Source organism: Gemmobacter denitrificans (assembly GCF_036964905.1).
Taxonomy (GTDB): Bacteria; Pseudomonadota; Alphaproteobacteria; order Rhodobacterales; family Rhodobacteraceae; genus Gemmobacter; species Gemmobacter denitrificans.
The window spans coordinates 243,086-254,765 of the sequence record NZ_JBALHR010000002.1 but is presented as its reverse complement, the minus strand read 5'-3'; the positions used below and the strand labels follow the sequence as shown (position 1 = coordinate 254,765).

Here is an 11,680-nt window from a genome sequence, read left to right as displayed (position 1 = left end):
AGGCCTTCCCTTCCCCCATTCGGGACAGGGCATGGCACCCGGTCGCACAGCACGTGCAAGGTGCCTGCAGAACAACAAAAACCCGCCTTGCGGCGGGCTCTTTGTTCAATATTTAATTTGGTGGAGCCAGGGAGGATCGAACTCCCGACCTCTTGAATGCCATTCAAGCGCTCTCCCATCTGAGCTATGACCCCACCGGGTATCTCGTCGATTTCGCTTTCGTTTCCGATCACTTCATCGTCTCGATGCGGGCTATCTAAGGGACGGCGCGGGGGGGTGCAAGAGGAAAAATCACACCCCCGCGACGATTTTCTTACACGTCTTCCTCGTCACCCGGCACATCGGCCAGATCGTCCAGCGAGACGTTGTCATCTGCATCATCTTCCAGCAGATCATCATCCAGTTCGGCATCATCGGTGACGCCTGCTTCCAGCAGATCGTCATCGGCATCGACCAGATCATCGACAAGAACGTCGTCTTCCTTGTCCGGCACACCGCGCGAAATGACGGCGGCAGCCATCTTGCGACGGGCGCTTTCGATATCCACGATCTCGCCCGTATAGGGGCTGACGATCGGGTTCTTGTTCAGGTCGTAGAAGCGCTTGCCGGTGGTCGGGCAGATGCGCTTGGTACCCCATTCTTCCTTGGGCATTGCGGCTCCCTTGAAAACTGGCCTGCGGTCAGGCCGGATGGCGCTGGCGGGCAGGCGAATGCTGGCCCATGCCACAGCAGAGGATCGCTGTCAAAGCAAATTGGCAGCGGTTGCGGATGGCCGCCATCTGACTATTGTCATCCCGCAAATCAAGAGGATTCGATGCCCAGCCTGCCCCCTGCCCGGCCAGAGGATGCGCCGATCGAGATCACGCTGCGCCGATCGGCCCGCGCGCGGCGATTCTCGTTGCGGGTCTCGCGGCTGGATGGGCGGGTGACGCTGTCGCTGCCGCAACGGGCGCGCGAAGCCGATGCACTGGCCTTTGCCCGCGCGCAAGAGGGTTGGATCCGCCGTGCGCTAAGCCAGATCAGCCCCGGAACGGCGCTGTGCCACGGGGCGGCCTTTCCCTTTGAAGGCCGGCTGCTGCAGCTTGGCCCCGCCTCGGGCCGGCAGGTGCAGATCACCGACACGGCCCTGTTGTTGCCCGGCACGGCGGATGACCTGCCGCGCCGTCTGGCGGCCTTTTTGCGTCTGCGGGCGCGTGACCGGCTGGCTGCGGCCTCAGATCACTATGCGCGCTTGCTGGGCCGGTCCTATCGCAGCCTGACCCTGCGCGACACCCGGTCCCGCTGGGGAAGCTGCACCCATGACGGGCGGCTGATGTATAGCTGGCGGCTGATCATGGCCCCGCCCGAGGTGCTGAACTATGTCGCCGCGCATGAAGTGGCGCATCTGGCCCAGATGAACCATTCACCCGCCTTCTGGGCCGAGGTGGCACGGCTGATGCCCGGCTATGAAACGCCGCGCCGCTGGCTGAAATCCGAAGGTCAGACCCTGCAGGGCTGGCGCTTTGACACCGCCTGATCCGGGGCGATTGCAGCCGCCGCCCGTCGCAGCTAGGGTCGCGCCATGACCGACCCAGAATTTTTGCAGATCGAACAGGTCGTCTCCGACCGAGGCTCCCGTTATGCCGTCAGCGGCGGCACCGTGCAGGGCCGCGCCGGATGCGACGCCTTCATCGCCAGGCTGAAACAGCACCGCAAATATGCCAAGGCCACGCATAACAGCTGGGCCTGCTTGCTCTCAGACGGTGGCCCGGTCAAGAACGACGATGGCGAAAGCGCTGCGGGCGCGGTGATCCTGCGCATGCTGGAACGGGCGGACCTGAAGGATACGATTGTGGTGGTCACCCGCTGGTATGGCGGGGTTCATCTGGGGGGCGACCGCTTTGCCCATGTGGTGACCTGCGTGCGCGCCTTTCTGGCCGAAATCGGGAAATAGCTGCGGCTTCAGGTCTTTTGCGGGAACAGCCGCCGGATATCTGCCGCATCTGACAGGCCAGCGCGATGTTCGGCCACGCGCCAATTGGCATCGGTCTGCTTGTAACCCGCATCCAGTTGCCGGAACGCCTGATCCAGCGCGGCAAGCGGCAACGGCACCGGCCCCGTGGATGTGCTGCCCCGTGCCCACAGAAGTTCGGTCAGGCAGCCCGGCCCGGTCAGCCAGAAGATCGGACCGCCCGGGCGATCATGGATGCGGCGCAGGGCCTCGGCCAGCCAGTCGGCGATCAGGGGATCAACCTTTGGCGCAACCAGCACCCCGTTGATCGCCACGGCGCGCGGCAGGCGCGTCATCGCGGCGGCCACCATCCCCCCACCTGCCGCCTGCGCCAGCAAGGCCGCCGCCCCCGGCTGGGCCAGACCATCGGCATCGATATAGGCCCCGCCGGTTTCCAGCAGCCAATACAGCCGGAACAGATCAGATTGCAGCGCCGGATGCCACAGCGCCGCAAAGTCGCGCGCGGCATCCGCCCCTGCCACGCGCGCGATGAACCGCCCGGCATGGGCCGCATCGAAGCGCCGGACCACCGGCCCCAGATGAACCCAGCCCGCCATGGCCCGGGCCACATCGGCGGGCGGTTCGGCCCGGTCCCAGAACTGCATGATACGGGCGACCGGCTGGCCCGGCAGCGGGCCGCGATAGCGCAGGAACACCGCCCAGCCGGTCGCCTCCCAACGTGTCATCCGATGGGCCGCAGGATCAGCCCGCAGGCGTTCCAGCGCGGCGGTATCACTGTGCGCCAGACCATCGCAAATCGCGGCAAAGAGGCGCGGCTGCCCCCGGGCAAGAGCGGTGCCAGCCGGGCCAGTGCCGCCGGATCGCCCTCCGCGCCAGTCGCCAGCAGCCTGTCCAGTAGACGAAATGGCAGCCCGGCCAGATCAATGCCCTGGAACGCCTGCAACCGGTCCAGCAGCCGCGCCGGTCCTTCGGCCATGGCCAGCGCGATCAGAGACTCGCGCAGCTCGGGCGGCATCGGGTCGGACATTGGCGCTCCGGTTGGACGACAGCGGAAGGAATGTTGCCAGACAGGCCTTGGGGGCATCCTGCCGCATTGAATGCCACCGTTCGCATGACAGCTTCAGACGGCAGGACACAAACTTACAGCGCCTTGTGCGCCCCATCGCAAAAGGGCGATTTGGCACTGTGCTTGCAGCCACAGAGGAAGGCGGTCTTGGTCGCCTCGGCCACAAATTTCACCGGTGACAGGCTGGTGCCCTTGTGGCTGCCATCGCAATAGGGCTGCTTTTGCGACCGGCCGCAACTGCACCAGAAATAGGTCTTGCCCTCTTCCAGCTCGACCTTGAACGGGGCTTTCTGGGCGATTTCGGGGGTATCGGTCATCTGGCTCTCCTGCTGCGGTTGGCTGACTGAGACTGTGGAGCACCACGGCCAAAGGTCAAGCGGCACGGTGGATGGCGTGAACAAGACGTCAATCCAAGCTGGCAGCGCGCGGTTTTCATCCCCGGCGGTTGCGGCACTTCATGGCACATTAACCTTGGGTCACCCGCCATCGAACACCGGGCGGCCCAACCGATGCGGACGATTTTTCAAAGTGATTGGAGGATGGAGTGATGACGGATGGCGAAAAACTTCTGAAACTGGCCCGCACCAGAATTGGCCAGAAATACGTGAATGTGCTGGTGCCCAAGAACAACCCGGATTGGTCCGGGCCCTGGGATTGCGCAGAATTCACCTCATGGCTGGTCTGGCAGATTGGCGGTTTTCTGTACGGCTGCACCGATCCCGCGGGCGATCCGGCCCTGACCGAGGCCTATACCGGGGCCTGGCAGAGCGACAGCGCAACGCGTGGCATCCGGGTGCCGGTTGCGCAGGCAGCAGCCACACCCGGTGCCTTCCTGCTGCGCTATCCGCCTGCCCCGGGCAAGATGGGCCATATTGCCGTCAGCGATGGCGAGGGCCATACGGTCGAGGCGATGGGCACCGCCTTTGGTGTGCGCGCGGGCAAGGTGGCAGGGCGGGTCTGGGATACCGGCGTGCTGATCCCCGGCTTTACCTATGAAGCCGGGGCCGGAGTTGCGCTGCCGCCCTTGACGACCGTGATCTACCGGATCGGTGCCAGCGGCATGAAACCCGCCGTCACCCGCCGCATCCAGACCGCCCTTGCCAATCTGGGCTTCAGCCCCGGGCCGATTGATGGCGAATTCGGTCCCAATACGGCGGCGGCGGTTCAGGCCTTTCAGGCGGCCAAGGGTTTGATCCGCGATGGTCAAGTCGGCCCGCAAACGGCCAAGGCACTGAAAATCAGCCTGAAGTGATCGGCGACCGCGCGGGCCTTTCGCTGGATGCGAAGGGGCGCAAGGGCAACGGGTTTCTGCAGGGGGCAGCCGCGCCCCCTGTCAGACCAAACGGCCCCAGAGGTCGTAATCGCTGGCTTCCTCGACCTCGACGGTGACGAAATCGCCGGGGTTCAGGCCTTCGAAGCCTTCATCGATGAACAGGTTGCCGTCGATCTCGGGCGCGTCGGCCTTGGTGCGGCAGGTGGCGCCTTCGTCATCGACCTCATCGACCAGCACCTGAATCACCTGGCCGACCTTGGCTTGCAGCTTGGCCTCGGAAATGGCCTGCGCCTTTTCCATGAAGCGTTCCCACCGCTCCTGCTTCACTTCGGGCGGCACGTGATCGGGCAGATCATTGCTGCGGGCGCCTGCGACGTTTTCGTATTGGAAGCAGCCCACGCGATCGAGCTGCGCCTCGTCCAGCCAATCCAGCAGGGTCTGGAACTCCGCCTCGGTCTCGCCGGGGTAGCCGACGATGAAGGTGGAGCGCAGCGTGATCTCCGGGCAGGCGGCGCGCCAGGCGGCGATCTCGTCCAGCGTCCGCGCCGCTGCCGCAGGCCGGGCCATGCGCTTGAGCGTATCGGGGTGGGCGTGCTGGAACGGGATGTCGAGGTAAGGCAGCACCAGCCCCTCGGCCATCAGCGGGATCAGGTCGCGCACATGCGGATAGGGGTAGACGTAATGCAGGCGAACCCAGAGGTCATCGCCCGCGCCCAAACGGCCCAGCTCGCGCGCCAGATCGGTGATATGGGCGCGCACTTCGCCGTCTTTCCACTTGGCCATATCGTGCTTGCGATCCACGCCATAGGCCGAGGTGTCTTGCGAGATGACCAGCAATTCGCGCACGCCTGCTTGCACCAGCTTTTCGGCCTCGCGCAGCACGGCATGGGCCGGGCGGCTGACCAGTTTGCCGCGCATGTCGGGGATGATGCAGAATTTGCACTTGTGGTTACAGCCCTCGGAAATCTTGAGATAGCTGTAATGGCGCGGCGTCAGTTTCACGCCACTGGCGGGCAGCAGGTCGATGAAGGGATCGGGCTGCGGCGGCACGGCCTTGTGAACGGCATCCAGCACGGCCTCGTATTGATGCGGGCCGGTGACGGCCAGCACCTTGGGATGGGCGCCGGTGATGTATTCGGGTTCCGCGCCCAGGCAGCCGGTGACCAGCACCTTGCCGTTTTCGCGCAGCGCCTCGCCGATGGCATCCAGGCTTTCGGCCTTGGCGCTGTCCAGAAAACCGCAGGTGTTCACGATCACCGCATCGGCGCCCTTGTAATCGGGGCTGATCGCATAGCCTTCGGCGCGCAGGCGCGTGAGGATGCGCTCGCTGTCCACCAGCGCCTTGGGGCAGCCAAGGCTGACCATGCCGATCGTCGGCTGCCCTTCGCGCCGGGCATCTGGTACGATGGCGCGGGCAAGATCGGGGCGAAGATTGGGCGGGTTCTGGCTGGACATGGGCAAGCTCGATCCGGTGAAGCGCAAGGGGCGGCCTGCGGCCTATACGCGAAAGCATGGCGGCAGAGAAGGGCGAAGGCGCAAAAGGGCGGGGGCGCGATCACGCCCGGCGCAGATCATCCGCCGCCGCCGCCCGACCGGCAAGCAGGGTGACCAGCACAAGGCACAGCGCCAGCGCGGCCCAGGTCTGGCGGAACCCCAGATGTTCGGCCACGAACCCGATGGTCGAAGGCGCGACCAATATCCCGGCATAGCCCACCATGGTGACCGTGGACAGCGCGGCCCCCGGCGGCAGGCCGGGATGATTGCCCGCAGCGGAAAACAGCACTGGCACGGTATTGGCAATGCCCAACCCTGCCACGGCAAAGGCAAGGATCGCCAACGGCGCATCGGGGGCAAAGGCGGCGGCCAGCAATGCTGCGGCCGCCAACCCGGCCGAGGCGCGCAGCGTGCGCACGGCACCAAAGCGGTTGCGCAGCGCATCGCCCGCAAAGCGCACTATCGCCATTGCTCCGGCAAAGAAGGCAAAGCCAAGTGCGGCCTGCGATGGCCCAGCCCCCAACTCCTTGCCCAGAAAGAGCGCACCCCAATCCATGACCGCGCCTTCCGGCACCATGCAGAGCAACGCCATGATCCCCAGCAGCCATAGCGCAGGATCCCGCGGCACAATCCGGACCGGCGCGGCCCCGGGTTCAGGTGGCACAGGCGGAACATCCATCAGGCGAGGCATGGCCCAGAATACCAGCGCCGCCACGATCCCCGCTGCCACCAGCGCCTGCAACGTGCCGCCCCAATGGGCCAGCACCCAGCCCCCCGCCGCCCCGCCGACAAAGCCGCCCAGGCTCCAGAACCCGTGGGACGACGACATGATGGCCCGGCCAAGGGCACGTTCCACCTCAACCGCCTGCGCGTTCATCGCCACATCCATGCAACCGATCGTCGCGCCAAAGACCACCATGGCCAGGGCCAGCAATGGCAATGACGGGGCCAGCACCACCATCGGCAGCATCGGGATCACCGCCAGGGCAAAGCCCCGCAGCACCGGGCGCGACCCGAAACGGGAAATCAGCCGCCCGGACATGAGCATCGCCCCGACCGCCCCGATGCCAAGCCCAAGGATCAACAGGCCCAGCACCGCCTCGCCAATGCCATGGCGGGGCAGCAGCGGCGGGATCTGCGGGGCCCAGGCCCCCATGGTAAAGCCATTGGCAAGAAACATCGCGGCGACAGCACGGCGCGATTGCAAGGGGGTCGGGCGCATGATCCAGCCTTCAAAGCGGTTTGAAGGCTGACATAGCGGTTTTTTGCCACCCTTCCCAGACCCCGGCGGTCAAGCTTTGTTGCAACGCATGACAGGTGAAACCGGTCGGCAGCCTTGAACCGTCCCATGCCACGGCAGGGGCCAAGCTGAGAACAATGACTGCCACCACCCCCTACCGTTTCAATTTTCGCAAAATTGCCGTGATCTGGCCGCGGGTCAGGCCAGATTCCCACGCAGAACGGTTTCCGTAGCGGAAACTGACGGTGCCTGATATGGCGACGATCACAACAGGACTAGGCGGCCCGCAAGGTGTGGGCGAGGGCAGCTTCCGCGGCACGCCCCTCACGTCGGGCAATTACGATGACGGCGCGATCCAGGTGAACATCACCTCGGTCTTCGGGTCGCAGGGCATCAGCTATTTCGGCACCAATTACACGTCGATCTACATCAATACGAACGGGCTCATCACCTTTGGCGGGCCGCAGACATCCTATACCCCGACCCCGATCCAGAACTTGCCCTATCCGGCCATCGCGGTGTTCTGGTCGGATGTGAACATCACCTCGGGCACGGCCACCGGCACCAACAACATCTATTGGGATCTGGATCCGGCCAGCGGCAAGGTGACGATCACATGGCTGGGGGTGCGGCCCTATTCGGGCAGCACCACCGCGCGCAATACCTTTCAGCTGGTGCTGGAACATACGCAAGACGGCAATTTCGAAGTCGATTTCATCTATCAGCAGATCCAATGGGCCAATGGTGGCTTTGGCGTGGCCCAGGCCGGGATGACCGATGGTGCTGGGCAGGATTTCGTGCTGCCAGGGTCCGGCAATGCCACGGCAATCACCGGTTACCCGAATGCGCAGCTGGACCCGAATGATCCCAATGGCGTCTGGTCGACCCGGTTCCTGAATGGCCGCCCGGTCTGTTTCGTGACGGGCACGCGGATCGCGACCCCGGAAGGCCCCCGCCCGGTCGAGGATCTGCGGGCGGGCGATCTGGTGCTGACCCGCGATGCCGGGGCGCAACCGTTGCTCTGGGCCGGTGGGGAATCGGTTCTGGCAAGCGGGGCGGCCCTGCCCGTCCGGGTCGAGGCCGGGGTGCTGGGCGATCACGCACCGCTGAGCGTTTCCCCCCGGCATCTGCTGCTGGTCGCGCATCCGGCCTGCGAGATGCTGTTCGATGTGCCCGAAGTACTGGTGGCTGCGCGCGATCTGCTGGCATTGCCCGGCATCCGGCAGGAAACCGTGCCGCGTCGGCTGGGCTATCACCATCTGTTGCTGGGACGGCATCATGTGCTGAACGCCGAAGGGGCCGGGGCCGAAAGCCTTTATCCCGGGCCGCAGGCGCTGGCCGACCTGCCTTCACGGCAGGTGGCCGACCTGCAGCGCTGTCTGCCGGATGGCCAGCTTGACTGGCTGGCCCGGCAGCCCATGGCACGGCGGGTCTTGAAACCGCATGAGGCGCGCGTTCTGTGCGGTTTCATGACCCGGTCGCGCATCAAAGCACAAGCACCCCGGTTGCGGGCGGCCTGACCGTGTTGCGGCCCCGTCAGCGCGGCGGTGCCAAAGCCTCGATTTCAGCCTTGTTGCAGCAGAACTCGGGCAGCGAAGGCCCCGGAACCGCCAGCCAGTTGGTGCAATCACTCTCGGACCCGCAGGCCTGACAGCGTGCAATCAGACAGGCCAGTTCACTGCGCTTGAGCCATCCGTCTGTCACGGCCTGCGGCAGACTGACCCCTGCCCGACGCGCCATGCCATGGGTCAGCCACCAGGCCTTCGGGGCCTCGACATATCCGATCATCTTCTCGCCTCGCTTTACCCCCTTGTGCAGGATGGAGGCGCGGGCCGCAGTCTTCCTTGACCTGAATCAATAGCTGCGACGCAGCTGCGCGACCACCGCCGCGACCTGCGCCTGCCGCTGCGCGTTTGGTGGATGGCTGCCCAGGAATTGATCCCCCGGGTCTGGCAGGCGGGCAAAGAACCCCGCGCCCCGGACAGGATCATATCCGGCACGAAAGGCAATTTCGGCGCCAAGTGCATCGGCCTCCAGTTCGAATTCCTTGGAAAAGCGCCGCGCGCCTACGGTCGCCCCCAATTCCTGCAACTGCTGCAGCGCCGCCGGATCTGCCCCCGTTGCCTGCCCCAGCAAGGTGCCCAGAAGTGCCCCGGTGGTTGCCGTCTGCTGTTGACGCGGCAAATGGCCGGAGATGTGATGCGCTGCCTCATGGCCCAGCACAAAGGCGATTTCATCGGCGTTGCGGGCATCCGCAATCAGCGACAGGGTAAAGCCCACCACCGGCCGCCCCAGATTGTCTTCGGTCTGAAAGGCATTGGGCGGCAGGTTCGGGCGCTTGTCGATCACGATCTCGATATCGCAATTCATTCGTCCCCGGCTTCTTTCCCGGCAGATCGCCTCGGCCACCGGCTCTACCCGCTGCACGACGCTGACGAAATTCTGCGCCGCCTGCGCTGGCGGCAACACCGGCGGGACGCCCGGTCTGGTGACCGGCACCGCAGGCTGTGGCAAGGGGTCAAGCCCGGGTGCAGTGCTGGGCACACAGCCAGCGGTCATCCCTGCGGCCAGAACCGCCGCCACGACCGCGCGCGCGCGCTGTGCCCGATCCTGACGCATCAACCCCATCTGCCGCTCCTGCCCTGTTTTGCGACAGTTTAGGGCCTGCCCTGCGGCACGAAAAGGGGGCCTGCGATAGAGCGCCCCACCATCGCCGGTTTGTGATCCGCAGATTGTGATTGCACCGGTGGGGGGGCCAAGGCTAGCCTGATCCCATGTTTACCATCGAACACGATTTTGACGCCACCGTGATCACCCTGATCGACGAAGGCCACGACGGGCTGATGGAGGATATCACCATCTCGGCCTTCGACGATTGCATCACGCTGGAGCAACTGCATCCGGTGACCGAAGAGCCGCAGACCATCACCCTGTCGATGGCGCAACTGCGCGATCTGATGGCAGCGCTGGATCTGCCGGAAGGCAGCTACCGGCTGGAAAGCCGCCCGCGCTGATCGAGACTGGACGCTGACCGGACAGGGAAGCCGCTAGCTTGCAACACCTGCAACATGCCCATTTCGGCAGGTATCATTGCCCAAAACGGCAGAATACCGATCAAGACGACATTATGTTTTTTCAATACACCCATTTTGAAGCTTTACCTCACCCCCAATCCCGCGCTACAGGCTCTGTCATGATCGCACTGGCCCGCCCCTTTGCTGCGCTGCCCCGACGCCGTTCCTTCGGCGCCTGAGCCCGCACGCCTGCGATCCCGGCCGGATACCGGCCCCCCCCACCTTTCGTTGACATGCCCGCCTGCCTTTGGCACCCCTGTGGCACCGCCTTGCAAGGAAGACATCATGATCCCTGCCGTTCTGCCGACCTATAACCGCGCGCCCCTTGCCTTTGTGAAAGGCGAGGGCAGCTGGCTCATCGCCGAAGATGGCCGCCGCTATCTTGATCTTGGTGCGGGCATTGCGGTGAACACGCTGGGCCATGCCGCGCCGGAACTGGTGGCCACGATCACCGAACAGGCGGGCAAGCTCTGGCACGTGTCCAATGTGTACCGGATTCCCGAACAGGAAAAACTGGCGCAGTTGCTGGTGGATCAGACCTTTGCCGATACGGTGTTCTTCACCAATTCGGGCACCGAAACCGCCGAACTGGCGGTCAAGATGGTGCGGAAATACTGGTATGAAAAAGGTGATCCCGACCGGATCGAAATCCTGACATTTGACGGCGCCTTCCATGGCCGCTCGACCGCCGCCATCGCTGCGGCCGGGTCGGAAAAGATGGTCAAGGGCTTTGGCCCGCTGATGCCGGGCTTCCGGCAATTGCCCTTCGGCGATCTGGAGGCCTTCCGCGCCGCGATCAGCGACCGGACCGCCGCCGTGATGATCGAACCGATCCAGGGGGAAGGTGGCATCCGCGTCGTCCCCGATGCGCTCTTGCGCGAGATGCGTCGGCTCTGCGACGAAACCGGCGCGCTACTGGTGTTTGACGAGGTGCAATGCGGCGTGGCGCGCACAGGGCGGCTGTTCGCGCATGAATGGGCCGGCGTCACCCCTGATATCATGATGGTGGCCAAGGGCATCGGCGGTGGCTTCCCGCTGGGCGCCGTTCTGGCAACCGAAGCCGCCGCCGCCGGCATGGTGGCAGGCACCCATGGTTCAACCTATGGCGGCAACCCGCTGGGCTGCGCCATCGGCGCAACCGTCATGACCATTGCCGCCGATCCCGCCTTTCTGGCGGAAGTCAACCGCAAGGCAGCCCTGTTCCGTCAGGGGCTGGAGGCACTGGTCGCCGCCCATCCTCTGGTCTTCGAAAACGTCCGCGGTCAGGGGTTGATGATCGGGCTGAAATGCCGGGCCGCCAATACCGATCTGGTCAAGGCGGGCTATGATGCCCAGGTCCTGACCATCGCGGCGGCTGACAATTGCCTGCGCCTGCTGCCCGCCCTGAACATCCCCGACGCCGATATCGCCGAGGCGCTGAAACGGCTTGATGCCGCAGCAACACAGGTGGAAGCAAAGGTTGCAGCCGATGCCACGGCCTGATCCCGTCTTGCGCGAACGCGGCGACCGGGCCGCGCGACGACCCGAATTTCTGCCTTTATCTTGGTGAAAACATCCCCGGGGGTCCGGGGGCAGGCAGCCC

14 protein-coding genes and 1 tRNA gene are annotated in these 11,680 nt (G+C 65.0%); 6 read left to right on the top strand and 9 right to left on the bottom strand.

The features are described from left to right. Window positions 1–118: 118 nt before the first annotated feature. Together V6590_RS04350 and V6590_RS04345 are read right to left on the bottom strand one after the other, a co-directional pair. Window positions 119–194, bottom strand: a tRNA-Ala gene (locus tag V6590_RS04350). A 119-nt stretch (window positions 195–313) separates the two neighbouring features. Continuing rightward, on the bottom strand, window positions 314–652 hold the full coding sequence (locus tag V6590_RS04345; protein WP_335420101.1) for a TIGR02300 family protein: 339 nt from the start codon (window positions 650–652) through the stop codon (window positions 314–316). A 162-nt stretch (window positions 653–814) separates the two neighbouring features. Here V6590_RS04345 and V6590_RS04340 point away from each other — a divergent pair, with 162 nt between their 5' ends. Together V6590_RS04340 and V6590_RS04335 are read left to right on the top strand one after the other, a co-directional pair. Continuing rightward, complete coding sequence (locus V6590_RS04340; RefSeq protein WP_335420098.1) at window positions 815–1,516, top strand: M48 family metallopeptidase; 702 nt, start codon at window positions 815–817, stop codon at window positions 1,514–1,516. A gap of 45 nt (window positions 1,517–1,561) precedes the next feature. After that, window positions 1,562–1,933 carry a YigZ family protein gene (locus V6590_RS04335; protein WP_335420095.1) on the top strand — a complete coding sequence of 124 codons (372 nt, stop codon included), beginning with the start codon at window positions 1,562–1,564 and terminating at the stop codon, window positions 1,931–1,933. An 8-nt stretch (window positions 1,934–1,941) separates the two neighbouring features. Here the strand turns inward: V6590_RS04335 and V6590_RS04330 are convergent, their stop codons facing one another. The 3 genes from V6590_RS04330 to V6590_RS04320 all read right to left on the bottom strand — a co-directional run bounded on the left by V6590_RS04330 (window position 1,942) and on the right by V6590_RS04320 (window position 3,334). Continuing rightward, on the bottom strand, window positions 1,942–2,676 hold the full coding sequence (locus V6590_RS04330) for a glycosyltransferase (protein WP_335420093.1): 735 nt from the start codon (window positions 2,674–2,676) through the stop codon (window positions 1,942–1,944). After that, window positions 2,673–2,978: a hypothetical protein gene (locus tag V6590_RS04325; protein WP_335420090.1), complete on the bottom strand. Its 306-nt coding sequence runs from the start codon at window positions 2,976–2,978 to the stop codon at window positions 2,673–2,675. Before V6590_RS04325 ends, V6590_RS04330 begins: the two co-directional genes overlap by 4 nt. Before the next feature lie 113 nt (window positions 2,979–3,091). Beyond that, complete coding sequence (locus V6590_RS04320) at window positions 3,092–3,334, bottom strand: CDGSH iron-sulfur domain-containing protein (protein ID WP_335420088.1); 243 nt, start codon at window positions 3,332–3,334, stop codon at window positions 3,092–3,094. 230 nt (window positions 3,335–3,564) lie between these two features. Here V6590_RS04320 and V6590_RS04315 point away from each other — a divergent pair, with 230 nt between their 5' ends. Beyond that, complete coding sequence (locus V6590_RS04315; protein ID WP_335420085.1) at window positions 3,565–4,269, top strand: peptidoglycan-binding domain-containing protein; 705 nt, start codon at window positions 3,565–3,567, stop codon at window positions 4,267–4,269. A gap of 81 nt (window positions 4,270–4,350) precedes the next feature. Here V6590_RS04315 and rimO read toward each other — a convergent pair whose 3' ends face one another. Beyond that, a complete protein-coding gene (rimO, locus tag V6590_RS04310) occupies window positions 4,351–5,745 on the bottom strand; it encodes a 30S ribosomal protein S12 methylthiotransferase RimO (protein WP_434063226.1) in 1,395 nt (464 codons plus the stop codon). Between the two features lie 100 nt (window positions 5,746–5,845). Further along, window positions 5,846–7,006, bottom strand: a complete 1,161-nt coding sequence (locus V6590_RS04305) for an MFS transporter (protein WP_335420082.1) — start codon at window positions 7,004–7,006, stop codon at window positions 5,846–5,848. A 272-nt stretch (window positions 7,007–7,278) separates the two neighbouring features. On the opposite strand from V6590_RS04305, the gene V6590_RS04300 reads away from it, so the two are divergent. Next, window positions 7,279–8,544 (top strand): Hint domain-containing protein, encoded by a 1,266-nt coding sequence (locus V6590_RS04300; RefSeq protein WP_335420079.1) that lies wholly within the window; start codon window positions 7,279–7,281, stop codon window positions 8,542–8,544. Window positions 8,545–8,560: 16 nt separating this feature from the next. On the opposite strand, the gene V6590_RS04295 is transcribed toward V6590_RS04300, so the two are convergent. Both V6590_RS04295 and V6590_RS04290 read right to left on the bottom strand, forming a co-directional pair. After that, window positions 8,561–8,812 carry a DUF6455 family protein gene (locus V6590_RS04295; protein WP_335420075.1) on the bottom strand — a complete coding sequence of 84 codons (252 nt, stop codon included), beginning with the start codon at window positions 8,810–8,812 and terminating at the stop codon, window positions 8,561–8,563. A gap of 66 nt (window positions 8,813–8,878) precedes the next feature. Then, the gene (locus tag V6590_RS04290) at window positions 8,879–9,652 is read right to left on the bottom strand and encodes a M48 family metallopeptidase (protein WP_335420073.1); all 774 of its coding nucleotides are present in this window, start codon (window positions 9,650–9,652) and stop codon (window positions 8,879–8,881) included. Window positions 9,653–9,798: 146 nt separating this feature from the next. Between V6590_RS04290 and V6590_RS04285 the strand changes: the two genes are divergently transcribed. Together V6590_RS04285 and V6590_RS04280 are read left to right on the top strand one after the other, a co-directional pair. After that, window positions 9,799–10,038 carry a DUF8831 family protein gene (locus tag V6590_RS04285; protein ID WP_335420070.1) on the top strand — a complete coding sequence of 80 codons (240 nt, stop codon included), beginning with the start codon at window positions 9,799–9,801 and terminating at the stop codon, window positions 10,036–10,038. A 345-nt stretch (window positions 10,039–10,383) separates the two neighbouring features. Next, window positions 10,384–11,580, top strand: a complete 1,197-nt coding sequence (locus V6590_RS04280; RefSeq protein ID WP_335420067.1) for an aspartate aminotransferase family protein — start codon at window positions 10,384–10,386, stop codon at window positions 11,578–11,580. Window positions 11,581–11,680: the final 100 nt, after the last annotated feature.